The organism is Providencia sp. PROV268 (assembly GCF_028477805.1).
In the GTDB taxonomy this organism is placed as follows: domain Bacteria; phylum Pseudomonadota; class Gammaproteobacteria; order Enterobacterales; family Enterobacteriaceae; genus Providencia; species Providencia stuartii.
In genome coordinates, this window is record NZ_JAMPLW010000006.1 from 192,586 (window position 1) to 215,191 (window position 22,606).

Sequence of the window (22,606 nt, forward strand, 5' to 3'; positions counted from 1 at the left end):
AATAAAACGCTCCTTGTTACTGCAATCTTCATCATGAAAAAGGTACTCAAAAATGGCAGTTGATGAAAATGGCTATATCTGCACATTAAAAAAGCAACCTATACCCGCGAGATATCAAGAACTACTCACATCTGTTCAATCACAACTACTCGCTCAGTATGGCGATAGAATTTGCAGTATTTTTATTTATGGTAGCGTTGCACGTGGCAAAGCTACTCCTCCTAAATCCGATCTGGATCTCTGTGTTATTTTTCACGGCAATATTGATAACACAGAGGCTTTAGCGCTCAGCAAGATAGGCGAAAATAGCCTTCGACTTTACCCTATTGTTCCAAAGGTGGATTTCGATATAGCCAGTCAACAGGAGGTGCTGTCACCGAATAACACCAACAGTTGGGGATACTGGCTAAAGCACCATTGCCGTATCATTTATGGTGACGACCTTTCCCGATATTTTCCCCTATTCCGCCCATCAAGGGCCATCGCCTTAGCCGTCAATGGTGATTATCACACCACTCTCTTAGATTACATTCAGAAAATGGCAAGTACGGATGATCAGGCAACGTTCTTAAAATTATCCAAAGAAGCTTCTAAGAAACTTATCCGCTCTACAAATATTTTACGGACGCCTAACGACACCGACTGGCCAGATACATTAGATGAACATATCACTCGGCTACACAATAAATATCCCGCCTTAGCGCATCAATTACCCTTTTTTATGGCGCAAATCCAGTTCGCGACTTACTCTAAAAAAGATTTTATCCCCCATTTGCACACGGCAATAACTCGCCTATTGCAAGCAGATGAAAGTATGAAAGCAAACGAAAAGGCCTGACCCCAGTTACTGTCTGGGATCAGGCCTTGTAAGCAGTTCACTCGCCTATTGAAATGTTATTAATAGGCGACTTGGGCATTATTTTTTATAAACAATTTCGCCTTTTGGTTCATAGTCTGCCGCTTTTAGTGGTGAATGTTTTTCAATATAGCCTTTCAACACTTCTGCATCGACAAACCCTGTATTGACGTAGTTAGGATGATTATCGATTTTCGGATAGCCATCACCACCTATAGCATTAAAATTCAGTGTTGCCATACGGTAAGTTTTTTCAGGATCAACTGGCTTACCATCAATTTTCACGTCACTGATGCTACCATCCGGATTAACAGTCAAGCTGACATTATAAAACTGTGCGTAAGCGCCTGAATCAGGTTTCATGTTCGCAGCAGCCTGCAAATATGGAAGCACTTCGCTGCCTTTGAAGTCAACATACACTAATTCATTCGTAAATGGCTGTACCTTTAAAACATCTTTATATGTAATATCACCACTCTCAATCGAATCACGGACACCGCCGCCACTCATAATTGCAAAATCAGCACCTGCACGCTCTTTTTGTGCCGCTAACAAGAGACGCCCCATGTTAGTTTGCACAAAACGAACTTTACTACGGTCGCCTTCGAGTTTGCCTTCAACAGAGCCAACTTTAACATTCAGCTGCTCACCCCCTTTCTCTTGATAAGGTGTCAGTAACTTCATCATTTCTGGGTTGTGCGCAATTTCTTGAGTGTAATAGACACGCTCAGTGGTGCCATCTTCTTTAGTCACTTTCTTTTTCAAGTTGATAGGGATCAATTGGTAATGTTTCAGTGTGAACTTACCATTTTTAAATTCGAAATCTGCGCGACCGACATATTTCCCCCATTCATGGGCTTGAACGATCCAAGTGCCATTTTGATTATCAGGTGCACAAGGTGTTCCCGGCACATAGTCGACTTGTTTATAGTTTTTATTCTCCGCAGACATACAAACGGGATCTTGTGAGTGACCACCTACTATCATATCTAAATATCCAGCAGGTAAACTACGCGCCATTTCAACATCACCCGGTGCATTCGAACCATGTTGACCGTCATCGTAGTGCCCCATATGGGTGGCTGCAATAATAATGTCTGGCTTTTCAGTCTCACGCAGCTCTTCAATCACTTTTTTCGCCTCTACCGATGGCGTTCTAAATTCCACATCTGGGAAATTAGCTGGATTGCCGAGTTTCGCTGTATCGTCCGTGGTCAATCCTAATACGGCGATTTTGACGCCTTGCTTATCAAAAATTTGATAAGGCTTGAACAAGCGTTTACCGGTGCTAGTTTGGTAAATGTTGGCAGATAAGAATGGGAAATTAGCCCATTTTTCTTGGGTACGTAACACTTCAAGCGGATTATCAAACTCATGGTTACCTAATGCCATCGCATCATAACCGACTAAGTTCATCCCTTTAAAATCAGGCTCTGCATCTTGCAAGTCAGATTCAGGTACACCTGTATTGATATCACCACCAGAAAGCAGCAATAGGCTTCCACCTTGTTTCGCAACTTCATCACGGATTTCATCAACCACCGTTTTTTGAGCCGCTAAGCCATACTCACCGTGATCGTTATGCCAGAAGTGACCATGATGGTCATTAGTATGCAAAATGGTGATGTTATAGGTTTTATCTTTTTCCCAAGCATTTGCCTGTGCGATAGGCAACAGTGCTAAAGATACCGTTAATGCGCATACCGATGCTTTAAAGGTTAATTTCATCTCTTTCTCCCTGCCGATATAGGAATTTTGTGCGGTATAAGTAGATAATAAGTTTAATATCACCGCCTATCTTATACTCTATATCATTTAAGATACGTCACGGACGTATTACCATAGAAATATAAGGCAGGCTGTGTCTCATACGAATGAGCGCCGTCAGTAGCACCACACGTTGAAGTATGATGAGTATATAGCACAAAACCGCGATCATAATTAGATAACCAGTGCATAAAATGATGCTTGTTTCATTAAAGTGAGACATCAATCAAAATAATGACACGAGTGACTTTTTTTATCGTGATATTTATTAGTTCAAATAAATTACAAATACGCTATATTGATAACAATTGTGCAACACAACTAGAAGTTACTAACTATGAGCGACCAAACAACAAGTTCTAGCAATACCGCACCATCAAAGCCTATCAGCAAAACAGGCAAAACCGTTTTCAGTATTCTAACCGCAATTAGCTTCTCTCATTTACTGAATGATATGATCCAGTCTTTGATATTAGCTATTTATCCGTTATTGCAATCCGACTTTTCATTAAGTTTTGCACAGGTTGGTTTGATCACGTTGACTTACCAAATTACGGCATCACTACTACAACCGATCATTGGCTATTATACTGACAAACATCCACAACCTTATTCACTCCCAATAGGAATGGGCTTTACGCTAACAGGTTTGTTGCTACTCGCTATGGCGGAAACCTTCCCGGTTATTTTGCTTGCTGCTGCGCTGGTAGGAACAGGCTCTTCCGTATTCCATCCTGAATCATCTCGCGTTGCGCGTATGGCATCAGGGGGGCGACATGGCCTTGCACAATCGTTCTTCCAAGTCGGTGGAAATTTAGGTTCCTCATTAGGCCCGCTACTCGCGGCACTCATCATTGAGCCATATGGTAAAGGGAACGTTGGCTGGTTCTCTCTGGCGGCCTTATTAGCTATTGTGGTTTTATTGCAAGTGAGCCGTTGGTATAAGCAACAGCATCGCACCACCAGCAAAAAACCAGTTCGTCACGTGGAAGTCAAAGTACTACCACGTAAAGCGGTGATTGGCTCATTGACGATATTGCTGATTTTAATTTTTTCCAAGTACTTTTATCTAGCCAGCATTAGTAGCTATTATACCTTTTATCTCATTGATAAATTTGGTGTTAGTGTTCAAAACGCCCAGTTCCATCTGTTTATTTTTCTCTTTGCCGTCGCAGCAGGAACCATGATTGGTGGGCCTGTTGGCGATAAGATCGGGCGCAAATATGTTATTTGGTTTTCTATTTTAGGCGTTGCGCCTTTCACGCTAATGCTACCGCATGCTTCCCTGTACTGGACCAGTATTTTGACCGTTATTATCGGATTAATATTAGCTTCTGCATTTTCAGCCATTTTAGTCTACGCACAAGATCTCATCCCCGGTAAAACAGGCATGATTTCAGGGCTATTTTTTGGATTAGCATTTGGTATGGGAGGCGTTGGAGCGGCAGTGCTAGGGCAGATTGCCGATAAGACCAGTATTGAACAAGTTTATCAATATTGTGCTTTTCTACCATTATTAGGAATTTTCACTGTACTACTACCAAATTTAGAACAAAAATAACCATTTCTCTTTATTTCACCCATACTTATTGAAAAATAAGTATGGGCATTTCCTTCTATATCCCACTTAAAATTCAATAAAAAATCATAAAAATGACATCTTTGTAACGATTTAGCACTAATACAGTACTTTTATTTGAAAAACATTGAAATTTTTTAAGGAAATTTTTCTCAAATAACGATAAAATAGAATTATATGCAAAGCGCATTCCAAAATACGGGAATTTTATTCCTAAAAAATTCAAATTAATAAAAGGAGACTAAATGGAGCATTCTACGCCCTTAATCACAACCATTGTTGGTGGTCTCGCCCTTGCATATTTGTTAGGTATGATCGCTCAGCGATTAAAAATTTCCCCTCTAGTGGGGTATCTTGCGGCTGGAGTCTTGGCCGGTCCTTTTACACCTGGTTTTGTTGCCGATACAACACTTGCACCTGAACTCGCTGAGATAGGTGTTATCCTACTGATGTTTGGCGTTGGGTTACACTTTTCGCTTAAAGATCTTATGGCGGTTAAAACCATCGCCATTCCCGGTGCTATTGCACAAATTGCGGTTGCTACACTGTTAGGTTTAGGCCTTTCCACCCTTTTTGGTTGGGGAACCTTTTCAGGGATTGTTTTCGGCCTCTGTTTATCCACAGCCAGTACCGTAGTGTTACTTCGCGCCTTAGAAGAGCGGCAACTGATTGACAGTCAACGCGGTAAAATTGCTATCGGCTGGTTGATTGTTGAAGATCTGGCAATGGTATTAACACTGGTACTACTACCAGCCGCCGCCGCGATTATGAATTCAGAGCAAGCCAGCTTAAGTGAGTTACTCATCGGTCTTGCATGGACAATAGGTAAAGTCGTCGCCTTCATTATCCTCATGATAGTGATTGGCCGCAGAGTCATACCTTGGATTTTATCGCGCACCGCATCCACCGGCTCTCGTGAACTGTTTACATTGGCTGTATTGGCACTTGCATTAGGTATCGCCTATGCGGCTGTCGCCTTATTTGATGCCTCCTTCGCTCTTGGCGCGTTCTTTGCTGGTATGGTATTAAATGAGTCAGAACTAAGCCACCGTGCAGCACAAGACACATTACCGCTCAGAGATGCGTTTGCTGTTCTATTCTTTGTGTCTGTTGGTATGCTATTTGACCCTGTGGTCATTATTGATCACCCATTAGGTGTGATTGCTGTTCTCGCTATTATCATTGTGGGTAAATCCGCCGCAGCGTTGGTGCTTGTGCGTTTATTTGGTCACTCGCGGCGAACCGCATTAACCATCTCTGTCAGCCTTGCCCAAATCGGTGAGTTTGCCTTTATTTTAGCGGGGATGGGAATGGCGCTTGGCGTGATGGATAAAGAGGCGCAAAACCTTGTGTTAGCCGGTGCCATTGTCTCTATTATGCTTAACCCAGTGCTGTTCAGCTTATTGGATAAGTACTTAGAGAAGACCGAAACCGCCGAAGAGCAGTTACTCGAAGAGACTTTGGAAGAAGAAACTCAAATTCCTGTCGATATTTGTGGCCATGCAATTATCGTTGGTTACGGTCGTGTAGGAACTATGCTGGCAGATAAACTGCGTAGACGTGATATCCCATTAGTCGTGGTTGAAGATACTCGCGCTAAATTTGAAGAGCTAGCAGAAAACGGGTTCAGTGCTATTTTAGGTAACGGTGCTAATAGAGATATCATCAGCCTTGCTCGTATTGAGTGTGCAAAAACGCTGCTTCTTACCATTCCAAATGGTTATGAAGCAGGTGAAATCGTCGCGCATGCTAAAGAGCTAAACCCAGATATCACAGTGATTGTTCGCGCGCACTACGATGATGAAGTCAGCTTTATTAAAGAGCGTGGCGCTGAGCATATTATTATTGGTGAACATGAAATTGCTAAAGCGATGGCAACTTTTATGTGTAATGATGTCACTGAATATGGTTGCTCAATGGATGATGACCCTTCTCCCACAGCCGGTGAAGGTAAAAGCCTAGATGAATATCTAAAACCCTCTCATTAAAACACGTTTAAGGGAAGCTTCGGCTTCCCTTTGTTTATCTGGTAATTCTGTTATGTTAATCCCTGTATCAGGGATGCAGCTTACTCTTTACAATCATGACTGGTTTACTGAGAGAGCGTGAACTGTTCGCCCCCGACTAATATGCGATTTTTCACTATTAAAAATTCTAAAATAGAATAATTAATAATAAATAGATTCACATTTTCTCCACTTTTTAGCATAGATAAGTCGTTATACTCATCCCCGCCTAAACCATTATTGATGATATTTTTTGTGTCCTCTTCCCCCACGATGTGGGGGAATTTTTTTCTGGCATTGAGGTAAAAAAATACCCCACTGTTTTGCTCAAACAATGAGGCATTATGCAAAGGCTTGCGTATTAACGCTCCCAATAGGACTCTTCTAAGCTGTCTTCTTTTTCAGGTAGGCCACGCGTTAAACGCGGCGAATGTTGAGTCAAGACTTGATAGCTCACGCGGTTTGCATATTTGCACACTTGAGCAAGCGAAGAGTAAGTTAGATATTGGCGCGTATGCTTACTGGAATTAGGCACATTGAAGCGATGATAGGAGTTTGCGGTGATATCGTGTAGCAATGCGGATAACGCGCCATCTCCTGCACCATTAGTATTCATGATCTTTTCAGGTCCCCCCATATAAGGCTCAATATGAGAGTATATGCGCATAGGAACTTCACAATCTTGCTGGCGCATTGCGCGGCTAAATTCATAGAGGTTAAATTCAGGAATAGCGCCCGGTAATAATGGGTGTTGGGTGGTGCGTTTAAATGCTTCTTCCGTATAACCTGCCATATATAGCCCTGATGGCCCCGCCGTACACAGCACAAGATCGACCCAATTTAGAGCCATATCCGAAGCTAACAACGGGTCATTACACCCTGTTAGCTCTAACGCCTCATCTTCATTCATCGCGACAACAGAGACATGCTCAGCCAGAAAATCACGCCAAAACTGGGGGTCTTGCGCTATCACGAACTTAGTACCGAGTGTTAATACAACGGGAACATTATGCTTTTTAGCATAGCTAATCGCCTGCATCGTGGCTTCTGGCATGGTTTCACCGGGCTTGCAACGAACCAAATAAGCGGTCAAAACTAACGCCGAAGCGCCAGCAATAATCTCTTCTGGGATACTTTCAGGGCGTAGACGATTCATATGCCCTGGGCTAATCGCGAAGGTTCTCTCACCGTTTTCAGCAATAAGGGTAAAGCAGCGACCAATTGGCCCATCGACCCCTTGTAAATAGTTGAGATCCATGCGGCTCGATGTATGGCATAAATAGCGATAAGAGTAGCTTCCAATTTGAATGTTATTGCACATCGTTCCCAATAACACCGAGCGATCATCCGCCAGCACGGAGTAGTTATGCAGCGTATTCCCGATGGTTCCCCCGGCATACTCATGTGTGATTAATGCGTTACTGGTTAGCTCTTTATATAAAGCCTCTGCAACATCATCTTCAATCACTAAAGAGTGACCTTTACTGAGTTGATAGCGTTCAATGAATGCATCGTCGACTTTAGCTTCAATATCGACCAGTGTTTGATCGATACCAACAATATAAGATTGGCAGTTTTCGCCATCATCTAAACGCTCTTTAATAGGCTGTAACAGCGGATCTCTGAGGCTAACAGGAAAGTAGTGCTTTGATTTACGTTGACCGGGGAATTTCATAATGGATAAATTAGAGAGTATACATGGCACTATTCTAGCACGATAAATGCAAACCAGCACCTTAGACAAAGGCGCTGGCTTACATCAATAACACCTTTTAGTTAGCTATTATTCTTGTGATAGTCGCGATATAGCTCGCGCGACAGTACATAAGCACAACTCAGAATAAAGCCTAAAATAGCACTCAGCATGATAATCAATACTGATTTAGGTGAATCTTTTTGAGTGGGTAGATCCGGCGCTAAGATAAATTTAGCAGGGATAAAGTCAAGGGTATCAATATCAAGCTCTGATAGATTTTTAATGTAATGTTGGCGAATTTGTAGGTCTTCATTCAACAGAGCGATATCACGGTTTTGTAATTCAATCGCTAACTTCTTCTCAAGAGCTTCCGTACCTAATGCAATAGGGTAATCGGGGTCATCACTAATGATTGCCGAATCACTAACAATGGGCTTGCGCACACCCGCTGCTTTTGCAATATCAATAGCACGTTTTAACCTTTCAACTTTTACATCATATTCAGAACGGATCTTTGTCACTTCTTGCTTAAAAGTTTCATTAGCATAAACCAATTGCTGTGCAATCGCATTTTGAATATCTTTCTTAAACTGCTCTCTAACCTTAGTTGCCGTATAGCGAACATAACCAGACAGTAAGTCTTGAGCCTCAGAAGGTGTTGGCGCCACAAAAGTCAGTATGATGTCGCTAGAGGTACTGTTTTTCTCTTTTGACTGGTCCTTAAGGCCGATATTATTCGAAATAATAGTATTGACTAGCCGCTGCTGCTCATTTTCTTTATCTGTAGAATTCACTTGCTCTGACAACTTTTTGAAGTAATTGGTACTCCGAACATAAGCTTCTTGGTTAACTTTCGAACGATACTGGTCAATAAAGGCATTAAAGATCTGCTGTGCCGATAAATCAATCTTAACATCGAGCACACTCAACTGTGCGCTCAATGTATTGATATCTTTAATTTCCTCAGAAGAAGGTGGGATGACAACAGCCGTACTGCTCCACTTTTGAGGCAACTGAAATACCACAAATATACTGATAAGCGTGATAACAACAGTAATAACGATAATAAGAAGCTTATTCCTTAATAAAACAGCGAATAAAGCCATCAAATCGATTTCATCGCTTTGCTGTGAGTTAAATGGTGAGACTTGCTTTCCTTTTGCGGTTTTGCCATCCGGTGACTCTCTATCAGTGCTCATATCAGTTCCAATAAAATACAAATATTAACAATAAATTAACTTTTTATATTAACTAGTATAGTGAATTTTGATACTTATGATATATCGATTAACGCCATATTTAATATCAATTACAACTTTAGATTGTATTTATTGTACTAGTAATAAGTAATTTAAATAAGTTAATACTATCATCATTATCATTCAACGCAGGGATATAATGATACGATTCTCCGCCCTGACTTTTGAAAAAATGTTGATTTTGCTCACTAATTTCTTCTAGTGTCTCTAAGCAATCCGCTGAAAATCCGGGGCAAATAACTTGTACTGACTTTACACCTTGTGAGGGTAATTGCTTCATCGTTTCATCAGTATAAGGGGTTAACCACGGCTCTCTCCCAAACCGAGATTGATAGGTCATCAATACTCTCTCTGCTGGGAAATTCAAGGCTTCTTTGACTAAACGTGTCGTTGCTTCACACTCTTGAGGGTAAATATCCCCAGTGTCTGCATAGCGTTTAGGAATACCGTGAAATGACAGTATTAATCGATCAGGCTCCCCGTGCTGCTCAAAACTTTGCTCTATGGAATTGACCAACCCTTGAATGTAGGCAGGATGCGTCGCATAGCTACGAATAAAATGTAAGGACGGTATCGTGCGCATTTGGCGGAAAATTGCCGAGATCCCATCATAAACTGCGGCGGTGGTTGAACAAGAGTATTGTGGATATAAAGGTAGCACAATCAACTCTGTCACACCTTGGCTCATTAATGAATCAATTGCACTTTTCAATGATGGTGAACCATAGCTCATCCCAACTTCCATTGGGATATCAGGAAAACAAGCTGATAGCTTTGCTTTCTGACGTAGCGTGTAAGCAAGTAAGGGTGACCCCTCTTCTGTCCAAATCGATTGATAGAGTTTAGCCACTTTTGGTGAGCGAAATGGCAAGACAATACCGTATAAAATAGGCTTCCAAATCGTACGTGAAACATCAATCACTCGTACATCGCTTAAAAACTCTGCAAGGTAACGTTTCACTGCTGGGGTTGTTGGGGAATCAGGGGTTCCTAAGTTAACCAATAAAATGCCGTATTGACTTTTTGACATGGTAATTACTCCTTAATGATAATTATTCCCAACTTTATATCACAAAATATTGTCTTTTATTGTTTTCTAATGCTTGAAAAGCAAAGGCAGCGATAATCGCTGCCTTTGTTGATAGCTATTGTTGAATATTAGCCAAGGATCTTCGCTAATTCTTCACTCACTTCAGTGACCTTGCGTGTACCATCGATTTTGAAGTATTTGGTGTTACCCGCATCAGCTTCTTTTTGATAGTAAGCAACCAAAGGTGCTGTTAAGTCATGGTATTCAACCAGACGCTTACGCACGGTGTCTTCTTGGTCATCTTTACGGATAGTTAGCTCTTCACCAGTGACATCATCTTTGTTTTCAACTTTAGGTGGGTTAAATGTCACATGATAAACACGACCCGATGGCGCATGCACACGGCGACCAATAATACGTTCAACAATGATTTCATCAGGCACATCGAATTCTAATACGAAATCGACATTAATGCCTGCTTCTTTCATCGCGTCTGCTTGAGGAATGGTACGTGGGAACCCATCCAACAAGAAACCATTGCGGCAGTCATCTTGTTTGATACGCTCTTTAACCAATGCAATCACTAACTCATCAGTCACTAATTTACCATTGTCCATTAGCTCTTTTGCTTTTAAACCTAGCTCACTACCTGCTTTAACTGCTGCACGTAACATATCGCCAGTTGAAATTTGTGGGATACCAAATTTCTCCATAATAAATTGAGCTTGAGTGCCCTTACCGGCGCCTGGAGCACCGAGCAAAATAATACGCATTGCGTAAACCCCTTGCTATTTAGTTTGTTATAATTTGAAAAGAAAACAAGATACCATACCATTAGCATGCCGCTTTACTCAAGAAGACACGTAAACGTTTTCGCATTTAACTTCTTTCGTAAAAGAAAAAAACCACGCTAAAGCGCCCGCTAAAACGTGGTTTTTGTTCAAAAACGAAAATCAATTATCTCATTATTTCATTAATAATTCATTGATTTTGCGGATAAATAAGTTTGGATCTTCTAAGGTACCGCGTTCAGCGAATAGCGCTTGATCAAGTAACACATTAACCCAATCTGCAAACAGCGCTTCATCCGTTATTTCAGATGCTTTTTTAACCAATGGGTGTGAAGGGTTCAGTTCAAAGTTGTATTTAACTTCTGGCGCTGTTTGACCCGCTGCGGCAAAGAGTTTCGCCATTTGAGTACTCATTTCATCCGCATTGGTCGTGACAATCGCTGGGGTATCCGTTAAACGATGCGTTAACTTAACCTCTTTGACGCGATCACCCAGCAACGTTTTTACTCGCTCAACAAATGGCTCTAACTGTTTATCAGCTTCTTCTTGCTCAGCTTTGTTTTCATCCGCCAGCTTATCTAGTGACTCATCAGCCTTACTAACAGATTGGAACTGTTTGCCATCAAACTCTGACAGATAGTTCATCATCCATTCGTCGATACGATCAGAAAGTAACAATACTTCAATGCCTTTCTTACGGAATAGCTCTAAATGTGGGCTGCTCTTCGCGGCAGCATAGCTATCAGCCGTGATGTAATAAATTTTTTCCTGACCTTCAACCATGCGAGCAACATACTCTTCCAAAGACACATTTTGCACGCTGCTATCGTTATGGGTTGATGCAAAACGTAACAGTTTAGCGATAGCTTCACTGTTACTCATATCCTCTGCAGGCCCTTCTTTCATCACTAAACCAAACTGTTGCCAGAAAGATTGGTATTTTTCTGCGTCGTTTTTCGCCAATTTTTCTAACATTTGCAGAACACGTTTAGTGAGTGCACTACGTAGGCTACGAGTCAATGCGCTGTCTTGTAAAATTTCACGCGACACGTTGAGTGGTAGGTCGTTTGAATCCAATACACCGCGGACAAAACGTAAATAGTTTGGCATAAATTGTTCTGCATCATCCATAATAAAGACGCGCTGAACATACAATTTCAAACCATGGCGTTGCTCACGATTCCACAAATCAAACGGGGCTTGTGAAGGGATATACAGTAAACTTGTGTACTCTTGTTTACCTTCAACACGGTTATGAGACCAAGTCAGTGGGTCTGCATAGTCATGAGAGATATGCTTATAAAACTCGGTATATTCCTCATCGGAAATTTCAGACTTCTTACGCGTCCACAGTGCTTTCGCTTGGTTAATTTTTTCCCAAGTGATAGTGCCATCTTCTTCGTTCTTAACTTCAATCTCAACAGGCAATGCAATATGGTCAGAGTATTTGCTGATTACCGAGCGCAAGCGCCAGCTATCTAAAAATTCTTTCTCATCTTCGCGTAAATGAAGGGTTATTTCCGTACCACGATCGGCTTTTTCGATATCAGCGATAGTGTATTCGCCTTCACCTGCTGATTCCCAAAATACCCCTTGATCTGCTGCTGCACCAGCCGCACGGCTGCGGACGGTCACTTTATCAGCCACAATAAATGCAGAATAGAAACCAACACCGAATTGACCAATCATTTGGCTATCTTTCGCTTGGTCGCTTCCCAAAGATTCTAAAAAGGCTTTTGTTCCTGATTTAGCGATAGTCCCTAAGTTCTCAATCACTTCATCACGGCTCATACCGATACCGTTATCGCTAATTGTTAGGGTGCCATCTTCTTTATTCGCGCTGATACGAACACGTAACTCACCATCATTTTCATACAACTCAGACTTTGAAAGTGCACGAAAACGTAATTTATCTGCCGCATCAGATGCGTTTGAAATAAGTTCACGCAAAAAGATTTCTTTGTTTGAGTAAAGAGAGTGGATCATTAACTGGAGAAGTTGCTTAACTTCGGATTGGAACCCACGAGTTTCTTGTCCTTTCATACTCATTAATGCCTCTTATATCATCAATCTAATGGGATAATTTTGACTTATCGATGGAGTTTAATTGGGGGCAAAAAATAGGAATTCAACTCATTAAGGTAAAAAATGCATTACGACAATAAAGATAACAGCTAACGAAAAGCGAAAAAAGAATGGCGAAAGGCGGGAAGTTGCGAGCTACAGCGGGCCGTAAGCGTACGCACTCCAAGTCGCATACCTAAGTATGTGACTCAGATAGTTAGGAAGCCTGTAAAGCTGTAGCTTGGAGTAAAAATTAGAGGCGCTGACGACCCGCAAGTGAATGCGATAGCGTTGTGCCGTCAACCATTTCTAATTCACCACCGACAGGTACGCCATGCGCAATGCGGCTTGCAGCCACCCCATATTGGGCACACATTTGTGCAATATAGTTTGCCGTCGCTTCACCTTCTACAGTTGGGTTTGTCGCAAGTATCACTTCGATAATGGTTTCAGAAGACAACCTTTCTTCTAGCCTATCAAGCCCAATATCCATCGGCCCAATACCATCAAGGGGTGATAAATGCCCCATCAGTACAAAGTAGCGCCCAGAAAATTGCCCTGTCTGCTCAACAGCATAGATATCTGCTGGACTTTCGACCACACAGATCAACCCGTTTTGTTGGCGACGTGGATTTTCACAAATATTGCACACCTCTTGTTCTGTAAAGGTGCGGCAATCGCGACAATGACCGATTTCAGACATGGCTCGAGTGAGCGACTGCGCAAGGCGCATGCCGCCACTACGATCACGCTGAAGCAGATGAAATGCCATACGCTGCGCTGACTTTGGTCCTACACCAGGGAGACAGCGCAAGGCTTCCATCAATGACTCAAGAAGCGGACTTGTTTGCATTAGAACGGCATCTTAAAGCCTGGTGGCAATTGCATTCCACTGGAAACACTTGCCATTTTTTCTTTTTGCGTTTCTTCGATACGGCGAGCCGCATCATTAAATGCTGCCGCAATTAAGTCTTCTAGCATCTCTTTGTCATCTTCAAGAAGACTCGGATCGATTTCAACACGGCGGCAGTTATGTGAACCATTGATGGTAACTTTGACTAGGCCGGCACCAGATTCGCCTGTTGCTTCTAGATTGGCGATTTCTTCCTGAACTTTCTGCATTTTTTCTTGCATTTGTTGGGCTTGTTTCATCAAATTGCCCAAACCACCTTTACCAAACATAGTTATCTCTCACTACTGAGGCTACAGCTTACTAACAGAGACTGTAGCGTTAAACGGGGCGAATACTCTCTTCATCTAGCTGCGCATCAAACATTGAGCGTAGCTTTTGAATCGTTTTATCCGCAATAATTGACTGACGGGCTTGCGCCAGTTTCTCTTCATAAATCGCCTGTCGCCATTCAAGTGGCGTTTTTACTGCCGTATTATCATCTTGAACGATTTTCAGTTCAACAGGTTGACCATAATGTTGGCTCAATGCACTTTGTAACGCTTCATGCGCTGAAGGCTTATTCAAATGACGCTGTGCTGAGCGTAAATGAAGTACAATGTGCGAGCTGTCTATTTTCTCTATATATGAATTCAAAGCTAATTGTTCAACCAGCTTAGGAATATTTAATTGTGCGATCTCGGCAGACCAGCTATCACGCGCCCGACCTTCTTCAGTAATTTTCGCGGCTAATTCCGGGGTTTTCTCATATTCCAACGCTTCTTTTATTTCTGTTGGTGTTGTAACCGCCTCTTTGGTATTAGCCTCTTCAGACTGTGGACGCCACTGATAAGGTTTTGGTTTCGCCGCTTTTTTTACGTCAGATGCGCGGCTAGCCATATTTTGTTGGTGCTGGCTAGTGACGGCGGCCAGCCTCTCAAGTGCTGACATCGCCGGCTTAGCCTTTTCAGGCGCGGCCGGTTTATTCTTTTTTGCGTCAGGTCCCTCATTTTGAGAGGAGTGTAACGCTTCCTTTGCTTTTAGTAGCTGCAATGTCGGGCTATTTTCCGATATTGCAGCATTTGCTGTTGCCGCTGTTGGCTTAGGCGGTACAGAACGAGCAGGCTCTATCGCTGTCGGTGCTGGTGCAGCCACTACCGTGGGTGTCACTGGCTCCTCAATAATGCTTTTGGGATGGAATGCCAGTGCACGTAACAGCGCCATTTCAACCCCCATGCGACGCTCAGGGGCATAGGGAAGATCTCGACGACCAACAAGCAAGGTTTGATAAAAGAGTTGCAAATCAGCAGGCGAGATCATTCGGGCAATTTGCCTGAGCCGCCCCTCTGTTGATGATGGATCCGTCTCTTTAACGGCTGGTAACAGCTGGATCATAGCAATACGATGCAACAAGGAGAGGATTTCAACCAGCAAATTCTCCCAATCCGCTCCTCGGCTCGCCGCATGCTCTACCTCTGACATGACCGCAATACCGTCAGCTCGAACCAAGGCTTCGATGATAGCGAGTGGCTGCTCATCATCGAGCGTGCCGAGCATTTGACTGACAATATCTGCCGTCACTTTTCCTTGCCCCATCGCAATCGCTTGGTCAGTTAGGCTGAGGGCATCTCGCAAACTGCCATCAGCAGCGCGAGAGATCAGTTGGCGCGCGCGAGTATCGTGTTCAATATTTTCTGCGGTGAGAATATGCTCAAGTTGCTCGCTGATCTGGCTGACATCCAACGCTTTTAGGTGGAATTGCAAGCAACGTGACAAAATAGTCACTGGCAATTTTTGCGGATCTGTCGTCGCCAAAAGAAATTTGACATGTTCAGGCGGCTCTTCAAGGGTTTTTAACAACGCATTGAAGCTATGGCGCGATAGCATATGAACTTCGTCAATCAAATAAACTTTGAAGCGTCCACGTGCAGGGGCATACTGAACGTTATCCAGTAGCTCTCGCGTATCTTCCACTTTTGTTCTGGATGCCGCATCAATTTCAATCAAATCCACAAACCGCCCTTGTTCTATCTCTTGGCAATTTGTGCATTTACCACAAGGTGTCGCAGTGATCCCCGTTTCACAGTTAAGACCTTTAGCAAACAGACGAGCAATTGTCGTCTTGCCGACACCACGAGTGCCTGAAAAAAGATAGGCGTGGTGAAGCCTCTGGTGTTCCAGACCATTTGCAAGCGCGGTCAATACATGTTGTTGACCTACGACATCTGAAAATTTTTGGGGGCGCCACTTACGGGCAAGTACCTGATAGCTCATGAATTATGCAGTTTCTAAACATGGTATATAGCACCATGCTACCACAGCCTCTGCCCTTACGGCGAGACCGTGATAAAAATAGTAAGGAAAATAGTGAGGAAACGAGAATTAGTGACCTGGGAACTCGACTAAGCTAAATGAGTGGATCCCTTCTGCGGCAAGGCGCTCCTCACCACCTAAATCAGGTAGGCTAATAATGAAGGCAGCATCAACAATTTTAGCACCGAGTTGCTTGATCATTCTTACTGTCGCTTCAATCGTTCCCCCTGTTGCCAGCAGGTCATCAATGACTAAGACGTTATCTTCAGGCTGGATACTGTCTCGATGGATTTCAAGAGTATCTGTACCATATTCCAAGTCATAGGTCATACTTAATACTTCACGGGGCAATTTCCCTTTTTTACGTACAGGAACAAAACCAACCCCTAAACGTAATGCGACTGGTGCACCAAACAGAAAACCGCGGGCTTCAGTACCTACAATTTTAGTTACCCCTTTATCTTTGTAATGGTCAACCAACAAATCGATGGTGGCCTGATAAGCTGCAGGGTTATTTAATAGTGTGGTAATATCGCGAAATAGCACCCCTTCTTTTGGGTAATTAGGGATGGTTGCAATACTTTCTTTAATTAATTGCAGTTGTTGCTCTTTAGCAGTCATAATAAGTGCCAATCAGTATAGTAAACACGAAAAGGTAGAATCTATTTAAAGTACCATAAAAATGCAATAAGGGGCTGCTTATTTGCGGCAAGTTTTATTGTTACACATCAATTTTCCATGATTTTTCACTTTTAGCGAGAACAAAAATGAAAGTACAGCCTCTTTTAGATGCGCTAAAAACGCAAATTGACGCATTGCAAGCTCGTATTGCGCCTATTGCAGATCAGGAATTTTCACACGCTCGCTTTGATACTCAGCTTTTTAGTACAAAATCAACGCATCTAGGAGATTGCCAGAAAGAGTTAGATAAGTTGTATCAGCAACTTTGTCACAGTGTGTCACTCAACCATAAAGAACAAGTTAACTTTCTGACAGAAAAAATTGCTCACCAAATTCAAGCGCTATCTCGTGAACTATCGACACAGGGCTTACGTAAAAAGGAGAGTCATTATCAAGAAAAGAAAGAGCAAGTCGACCTATATGAGCGTTTATCCCAACATCAAGACTATGAGCGCCGTTTATTAGCAATGGTGAGTGAACGCGAATTACAGCTAAACAGTCTAACCAATCAGGCACAACGCCACCGATGCCAAAAAGATATCGCCGCATTAGCCGGCCGTTTATACCGTTGCCGACAAGCGTTGATACGAATCGAAAAAGCAATAGAACATCAAGAAAATCAATATTTAGATTAAATAAAGCGAACCATTTTTGGATGTAGCCTCATTCCATAACAGAAAACGAAGGCTACACATTGCTTTATATTAATAATATTGATTACTTACCTTTCATAACCAATTTAATACAGTAGCTACTTACTATCGCAAATAGACCCCCTATCAATGTTTCCATGATCCTTTCGGACAATAAGTGATAGTCAACATTATTAAAGTAAATCGACATTTCAATAAGCGATAATACAAGCCCTGTGAGACAAATTGTTCCAAATACGTTATTTTTCTTTGTATTACTAATTGGAATTAAAAACGAAAAGAGAAGAATTAATGCAAAACCAATGTATGGCATTAATACCGATGCGTTAAATGCCAAGTAAAGAACAAAAACAACAATCAATGTGCCAATCACTCTATCACGAGTTAATTTAACAATATTTGTTAACTTAGGATTTAATACAAAAATAAAGGTCAAAGGCGCCCAAAAGAAGTGATCAACGTTGATTGCTCTTGATGATAAGACACAACATAATAAACCAACTGCGTAGATCAGTGACTGGCAGATCAAATGGTAAGTGACCCTATCCCTTTTTAATGAAATATACCTTTTAATTTGAAAAAAAGTAATTTTCTTCCGTTTACTGATGCTATAACAAAAGGTTAGTGTTATGAACGTCCCGATCAGTAACCCTATCACCAGACCATCAAAACTGGATTTATTCAATGTCGCCCCTATGATGAAGAAAATCATAAAGTACTTAAATGACATCTCTAAAGAGGAGTCAACATTATAAAGTTGATAGTAGAAAAAAGGTGATAAGAATAAAACAATAAAAAATAGATAGCTAAAACCTAAATAGTAGCCAAGTGCAGTTCCTACAAAAACAAACAGCGAACATAATAATGAATAAATTATATTTTTATAACGTGTGGCTTTATTAAAAATAGTATAACCATGAAGTGTTGATAGCGAGCTCCATAACGTCGCATCAATACCTGCAATATAATAAGTAACAATAAAACTTATCACTATACAAATTGTTAAATAAAAACTTTCTGATAATTTCACCACAAAATCACCTAGTTATACCACTAATAATAACTAGCAACATTAGCACGCATATAATTCAATAACAATAAATATACTGTCATAATGTTAATAAATAAAGAAATAACAATTTTTAGATTATCAAATCAATGCAATCTATTTTCAGTCATCAATAAAAGATGAGTTGAATTAATAATTTTCCGATATATTTAACATTAGTAGTATCATTATTCGATTTAGCAATTCATATACTCATGATAAATATGCTCAATATCTGTTCATGTTTTACAGTGAAAATCATCACCGTTATCATTAAATAATATCAACTTGCTCACATTTCGATAAAAATTTAATATCTATCAATATATAAATAGCAAAAAATTCGTATCATAATAGCCCGCTGTCAATAATAAGGAGTCAGAATGGATTCTTTAAAAGATGCCCCAAAAGAAACACAGCTTGCTGTTGATTTAATCTACTTACTTGAAACATCAGATATTGAAACTGATATTGTTCTCAAAGCCCTTGAAATTGTAAAACATGACTATTTAGTCAAACAGGCTGCCGAAGCAACCTGTTTAACCGATGACTAAACCGTGTTAATCGTTATCCCCTTTCTTTAAATTTGGGTCACGCTTAATTTCTTGGATCACTTCACCTTGGTCATTATGAAGGTGAACTTCTAGTTGGTTAAAGGCGATATTGATATCGTTTTCACGGCATAACCTGTCGATTGAACGATGTACTTCATCGCTGGTCGTTCCTCTATCACCAATTTGGCGTACATAAAAACGCAATTCATGATCTAAGGTGCTCGCCCCAAATCCTGTGAAATATACCGCTGGTGCAGGATCTGTCATCACCTTACTATTCGATGTCGCCGCATTAAGTAGCACTTGTTTCACTTTATCGAGATCAGAGCCGTATGCCACACCAAGTGCAACCGTGATCCGCGTGACGGTATCTGAAAGCGACCAGTTAATTAGACGTTCCGTTACAAATGCTTTATTTGGGATGATCACTTCTTTGCGATCAAAATCAATTATGGTTGTTGCTCGAATACGGATCTTACTCACCGTACCTGAGTAGGTGCCGATAGTCACGGTATCGCCAATACGGATCGGGCGCTCAAATAACAAAATGATCCCGGAAACAAAGTTAGCAAAGATTTCCTGCAAACCAAAACCTAAACCAACCGTTAATGCGGCCGCTAACCATTGCAATTTGCTCCATGTGATACCTAGCATACCTAGAGAAGTTATCGCCCCGATCCCGACAATAATGTAAGTTAAAATTGTCGTGATCGCGTAGGTTGAGCCTTGACGTAATTTTAACCGTGATAATACTAAAACCTCTAATAATCCCGGTAAGTTACGAGTCATGATCCATGCCACCACAATAATCACCATAGCCAATAATAAGTTTGCTAAGGTCACCGACTGTAAGGTATTGCTACCTTCGGCGGTCGTTGCTGTGTAATGCCATAAATCAACACTATCTAAAAATGAGAAAATAGTAATGAAATCAGACCAAATGGCATAAAAACCTAATGCAAAGATAATAAACAAGACCATTGTGGTTAAGCGCAATGATTGTTGGCTAATAAGCTCAATCGTCATTGGTGGCTCTTTAATTGGCTCGTTCTCACTCTCCTCTTGGTTTTGTGCTTTACGACGCTCAATTGCGCGTTGATAAGCGAGTTTCCGAGCCACTAATGTTAGACCACGTAAACACGCATTATAAGTGATATACCAAAGCAGCAATAAATACAGGCTATCTAACCAACGATTAGCAAGACGCAACGTTGTATAGTAGTACCCAGCCATCATTAAACCAATCAATACCAAAGGCGAGAACGTTAATATTGTTATCACTACTGAACGCGTTAAATGGCTGCCCTTCTCTTTCCAAATATGTTTGCAAAATGGCAATGTAAAAATAAACAGCATCAACAATGACAATAAAACAATTAATTGCCCAATCACGTCTTCAGAAACTTTTAGAGGATTAATCACCCCATACGTAGAAAAATAAATTAATGGCAATAAAGGCAGTGACAGACGCGTTACTCGACGCCGTGTTTGTGCGGCAAATTTGGGGTCAATACCAAAATGTTTTTCTGCAATTCCTTTGGGTTTTAACACACGCCAAGTTAATTCAAATAACACCCAAAAAGTGGCTAATTGCAAACAGAGCGCCCAAACAAATTCGCCTTGAACATTACCCGTTTTTAAAAACCAATAACCTAAAGCCACCAGCACTAACGCCGTCGGTAAGGTTTGCAAAAGAGTCAAGAACAGCGCGAATGGCGTATTTAATAAACTATCTTGCCTTAAGCTAGATAAGCTTTGATTTATCTGTTGTAGGCGAGCCGAAATTTTGTGGTATAACCAAACAAACACTAACGCCAATAATAGCAGTGGAACAACGACAAATAATGAGTTTGTTATTCCTTTTTTGATGCTGCCTTTTGACAGGCTAAAATCAAACTTATTGATTTGTTGTGTTGCCGCTTCTGGAAATGCACTGACCCAAGTAAGGTCGATCGGCTTATTACTGTTTACCCAGAAAATTTGTTGCGCCAACGTATGTTCCAGTGAACTCACTACACTCAATAACTGTTTTTGGTCGAGCTGCAAATTAATGGCCTGAGAAATTTGGTTACCTAATTGCAGGTTTAATTCATCTAGTAATTCACGCCTTACATCCAGCAGCTTCGTTAATGCCTCTTTATCTTCTGTGGAAAGTAATTGGCTATTACCTTGCTCAGCGCCTGATTTTTCTGCTAATTGCTTTTCTATATTCGCAATATAATTATTCACTTGGTATAAAGCGTCACGTTGTTGATTAACGTCAAACTGCTCCAGACGTAAATCAGCAATCGTATTAGGCAGATTTTTGGTTAAAATATCATCAGGAAGGTCAATTTGTTGCTGGAATAAAATACGCGATAACAATAGGCTTCCACGTAGGACATTAATTTGCTCTTTCAAGTTGCGTTCTGATTGCGTTGCTCGTTCTAGCCACGCTTTCACGCGAATGCTATTTTGTACCATGCGGTTATTTCCTTGAGTGACTTCAATCAAGCGCTCACTCAGGGCATTATTCATCGCTAATTCTTTTTGAATTAATGGGTTTTGTTTTAGTTGTAAATCGCTTTCAGTGGAGGTTTGTGCTTCTCTTGCCGTTGCTTCAGAGTCATTAAGCCGTTTATCACTGATATAGGATTGAAGCAATTCAATCCGTTTTTCAAGTTGTTCGATATAAAAAATCGTATAGTCACGTTGCTTTTGTAATACTTCTTGCAACTGAGTATTGCCTTGTAATACCCGCTTTTGATATTCATTTTGTTGTTGCAAATAATTCTGCTCTATTTGCAGTAGCTCAATTTGCGTATCGCGTAACTTTGCCGAGTCATTAAATACATTATTTAATTCATTGCGAATTTCTTGTAACCGACGAGCATTCTCCAACATGATGGTTTGCGCCCTTTCAGGCTGAGTTTGCAAACTAATTAAATAGCTATTATAGCTAGCCAAATCATTTTGCTCTGCTTGTAGCTGCTCTAAGGTATTACTGAGCATAGTTTCCAGCTGACTTTGGGGAATGTTTTTGATGCTATTAGCAAAATTCAGTGCATCTTCTTCGCTACTCTTTTTAAGCTGCTGCAAAGCACGAACAGCATGCCTTGCATCTTCACCCGCTCTATCTAGACTTTTTTGTAGTTCATCCGACTTGCTATCAAGTTTGTTTAACTCATCATAAAAACCCAGCGACTTTTCAATATCTGCAATAGCCAGTTTATCTTCAGCACTCGGATGGCTTTTTTTATTTAATGTATTCAGTTTATTTTGAATATCATTTTTATTTGGAAGAGAGCTATTTACCACCGCATGGCTATAGCCAGAAAAAAGCAACATAAAGAGTGCGCAAATCATGATGAATTGCCGAACCCATTGATATTTAGTCGTCTGCATGGATGAACCCATAAAAGGTTTTTTTGTATCTTGTTG

Annotated in this window: 17 protein-coding genes; 5 read left to right on the top strand and 12 right to left on the bottom strand. The window is 41.2% G+C overall.

Going from position 1 to position 22,606, the window contains the following annotated elements; all coding sequences use genetic code 11:
* Positions 1 to 52 precede the first annotated feature (52 nt).
* On the top strand, positions 53 to 838 hold the full coding sequence (locus PR699_RS06075; RefSeq protein WP_014656548.1) for a nucleotidyltransferase domain-containing protein: 786 nt from the start codon (positions 53 to 55) through the stop codon (positions 836 to 838).
* A gap of 78 nt (positions 839 to 916) precedes the next feature.
* Here PR699_RS06075 and ushA read toward each other — a convergent pair whose 3' ends face one another.
* Positions 917 to 2,584: a bifunctional UDP-sugar hydrolase/5'-nucleotidase UshA gene (ushA, locus tag PR699_RS06080; RefSeq protein ID WP_004922398.1), complete on the bottom strand. Its 1,668-nt coding sequence runs from the start codon at positions 2,582 to 2,584 to the stop codon at positions 917 to 919.
* 376 nt (positions 2,585 to 2,960) lie between these two features.
* On the opposite strand from ushA, the gene PR699_RS06085 reads away from it, so the two are divergent.
* Both PR699_RS06085 and ybaL read left to right on the top strand, forming a co-directional pair.
* Positions 2,961 to 4,184 carry an MFS transporter gene (locus PR699_RS06085; RefSeq protein ID WP_004922399.1) on the top strand — a complete coding sequence of 408 codons (1,224 nt, stop codon included), beginning with the start codon at positions 2,961 to 2,963 and terminating at the stop codon, positions 4,182 to 4,184.
* Positions 4,185 to 4,447: 263 nt separating this feature from the next.
* Complete coding sequence (ybaL, locus tag PR699_RS06090; RefSeq protein ID WP_004922404.1) at positions 4,448 to 6,190, top strand: YbaL family putative K(+) efflux transporter; 1,743 nt, start codon at positions 4,448 to 4,450, stop codon at positions 6,188 to 6,190.
* A 379-nt stretch (positions 6,191 to 6,569) separates the two neighbouring features.
* On the opposite strand, the gene PR699_RS06095 is transcribed toward ybaL, so the two are convergent.
* From PR699_RS06095 to apt, 9 genes are all read right to left on the bottom strand, one after another.
* On the bottom strand, positions 6,570 to 7,883 hold the full coding sequence (locus tag PR699_RS06095; protein ID WP_004922409.1) for an inosine/guanosine kinase: 1,314 nt from the start codon (positions 7,881 to 7,883) through the stop codon (positions 6,570 to 6,572).
* Between the two features lie 101 nt (positions 7,884 to 7,984).
* The gene (gene wzz(fepE) / locus PR699_RS06100; RefSeq protein ID WP_014656552.1) at positions 7,985 to 9,103 is read right to left on the bottom strand and encodes an LPS O-antigen length regulator Wzz(fepE); all 1,119 of its coding nucleotides are present in this window, start codon (positions 9,101 to 9,103) and stop codon (positions 7,985 to 7,987) included.
* Between the two features lie 118 nt (positions 9,104 to 9,221).
* Entirely contained in the window at positions 9,222 to 10,193 is a 972-nt protein-coding gene (gene hemH / locus PR699_RS06105; protein ID WP_014656553.1) for a ferrochelatase, read from the bottom strand.
* Between the two features lie 128 nt (positions 10,194 to 10,321).
* A complete protein-coding gene (gene adk, locus PR699_RS06110) occupies positions 10,322 to 10,966 on the bottom strand; it encodes an adenylate kinase (protein ID WP_014656554.1) in 645 nt (214 codons plus the stop codon).
* Positions 10,967 to 11,158: 192 nt separating this feature from the next.
* Positions 11,159 to 13,033, bottom strand: a complete 1,875-nt coding sequence (gene htpG / locus PR699_RS06115; protein WP_036941304.1) for a molecular chaperone HtpG — start codon at positions 13,031 to 13,033, stop codon at positions 11,159 to 11,161.
* A 268-nt stretch (positions 13,034 to 13,301) separates the two neighbouring features.
* On the bottom strand, positions 13,302 to 13,901 hold the full coding sequence (gene recR, locus PR699_RS06120) for a recombination mediator RecR (protein WP_004922431.1): 600 nt from the start codon (positions 13,899 to 13,901) through the stop codon (positions 13,302 to 13,304).
* Positions 13,901 to 14,230 (bottom strand): YbaB/EbfC family nucleoid-associated protein, encoded by a 330-nt coding sequence (locus PR699_RS06125; protein ID WP_004922433.1) that lies wholly within the window; start codon positions 14,228 to 14,230, stop codon positions 13,901 to 13,903. The genes recR and PR699_RS06125 overlap by 1 nt, the downstream gene beginning before the upstream one ends.
* 49 nt (positions 14,231 to 14,279) lie before the next feature.
* Positions 14,280 to 16,211: a DNA polymerase III subunit gamma/tau gene (gene dnaX, locus PR699_RS06130; RefSeq protein WP_014656556.1), complete on the bottom strand. Its 1,932-nt coding sequence runs from the start codon at positions 16,209 to 16,211 to the stop codon at positions 14,280 to 14,282.
* A gap of 108 nt (positions 16,212 to 16,319) precedes the next feature.
* Positions 16,320 to 16,871, bottom strand: a complete 552-nt coding sequence (gene apt, locus PR699_RS06135) for an adenine phosphoribosyltransferase (RefSeq protein WP_004922439.1) — start codon at positions 16,869 to 16,871, stop codon at positions 16,320 to 16,322.
* Between the two features lie 146 nt (positions 16,872 to 17,017).
* Here apt and priC point away from each other — a divergent pair, with 146 nt between their 5' ends.
* Positions 17,018 to 17,566, top strand: coding sequence for a primosomal replication protein PriC (gene priC / locus PR699_RS06140; protein WP_014656557.1), 549 nt, complete (start codon positions 17,018 to 17,020; stop codon positions 17,564 to 17,566).
* Positions 17,567 to 17,648: 82 nt separating this feature from the next.
* Here priC and PR699_RS06145 read toward each other — a convergent pair whose 3' ends face one another.
* Positions 17,649 to 18,617: an FUSC family protein gene (locus PR699_RS06145; RefSeq protein WP_036941308.1), complete on the bottom strand. Its 969-nt coding sequence runs from the start codon at positions 18,615 to 18,617 to the stop codon at positions 17,649 to 17,651.
* 398 nt (positions 18,618 to 19,015) lie between these two features.
* Between PR699_RS06145 and PR699_RS06150 the strand changes: the two genes are divergently transcribed.
* Positions 19,016 to 19,186 carry a DUF2496 domain-containing protein gene (locus PR699_RS06150; RefSeq protein WP_014656559.1) on the top strand — a complete coding sequence of 57 codons (171 nt, stop codon included), beginning with the start codon at positions 19,016 to 19,018 and terminating at the stop codon, positions 19,184 to 19,186.
* Positions 19,187 to 19,192: 6 nt separating this feature from the next.
* Here the strand turns inward: PR699_RS06150 and mscK are convergent, their stop codons facing one another.
* Positions 19,193 to 22,570 carry a mechanosensitive channel MscK gene (mscK, locus tag PR699_RS06155; RefSeq protein ID WP_237713173.1) on the bottom strand — a complete coding sequence of 1,126 codons (3,378 nt, stop codon included), beginning with the start codon at positions 22,568 to 22,570 and terminating at the stop codon, positions 19,193 to 19,195.
* Positions 22,571 to 22,606 lie beyond the last annotated feature (36 nt).

Excerpts from the sequence above, each read along its gene's own strand:
- mscK (WP_237713173.1), bottom strand. The coding sequence starts at position 22,570 with ATGCAGACGACTAAATATCAATGGGTTCGGCAATTCATCATGATTTGC.
- recR (WP_004922431.1), bottom strand. The coding sequence starts at position 13,901 with ATGCAAACAAGTCCGCTTCTTGAGTCATTGATGGAAGCCTTGCGCTGT.
- priC (WP_014656557.1), top strand. The coding sequence starts at position 17,018 with ATGAAAGTACAGCCTCTTTTAGATGCGCTAAAAACGCAAATTGACGCA.
- apt (WP_004922439.1), bottom strand. The coding sequence starts at position 16,871 with ATGACTGCTAAAGAGCAACAACTGCAATTAATTAAAGAAAGTATTGCA.
- ushA (WP_004922398.1), bottom strand. The coding sequence starts at position 2,584 with ATGAAATTAACCTTTAAAGCATCGGTATGCGCATTAACGGTATCTTTA.
- PR699_RS06150 (WP_014656559.1), top strand. The coding sequence starts at position 19,016 with ATGGATTCTTTAAAAGATGCCCCAAAAGAAACACAGCTTGCTGTTGAT.
- htpG (WP_036941304.1), bottom strand. The coding sequence starts at position 13,033 with ATGAGTATGAAAGGACAAGAAACTCGTGGGTTCCAATCCGAAGTTAAG.
- PR699_RS06085 (WP_004922399.1), top strand. The coding sequence starts at position 2,961 with ATGAGCGACCAAACAACAAGTTCTAGCAATACCGCACCATCAAAGCCT.
- hemH (WP_014656553.1), bottom strand. The coding sequence starts at position 10,193 with ATGTCAAAAAGTCAATACGGCATTTTATTGGTTAACTTAGGAACCCCT.
- adk (WP_014656554.1), bottom strand. The coding sequence starts at position 10,966 with ATGCGTATTATTTTGCTCGGTGCTCCAGGCGCCGGTAAGGGCACTCAA.
- PR699_RS06095 (WP_004922409.1), bottom strand. The coding sequence starts at position 7,883 with ATGAAATTCCCCGGTCAACGTAAATCAAAGCACTACTTTCCTGTTAGC.
- ybaL (WP_004922404.1), top strand. The coding sequence starts at position 4,448 with ATGGAGCATTCTACGCCCTTAATCACAACCATTGTTGGTGGTCTCGCC.
- PR699_RS06125 (WP_004922433.1), bottom strand. The coding sequence starts at position 14,230 with ATGTTTGGTAAAGGTGGTTTGGGCAATTTGATGAAACAAGCCCAACAA.
- PR699_RS06075 (WP_014656548.1), top strand. The coding sequence starts at position 53 with ATGGCAGTTGATGAAAATGGCTATATCTGCACATTAAAAAAGCAACCT.
- dnaX (WP_014656556.1), bottom strand. The coding sequence starts at position 16,211 with ATGAGCTATCAGGTACTTGCCCGTAAGTGGCGCCCCCAAAAATTTTCA.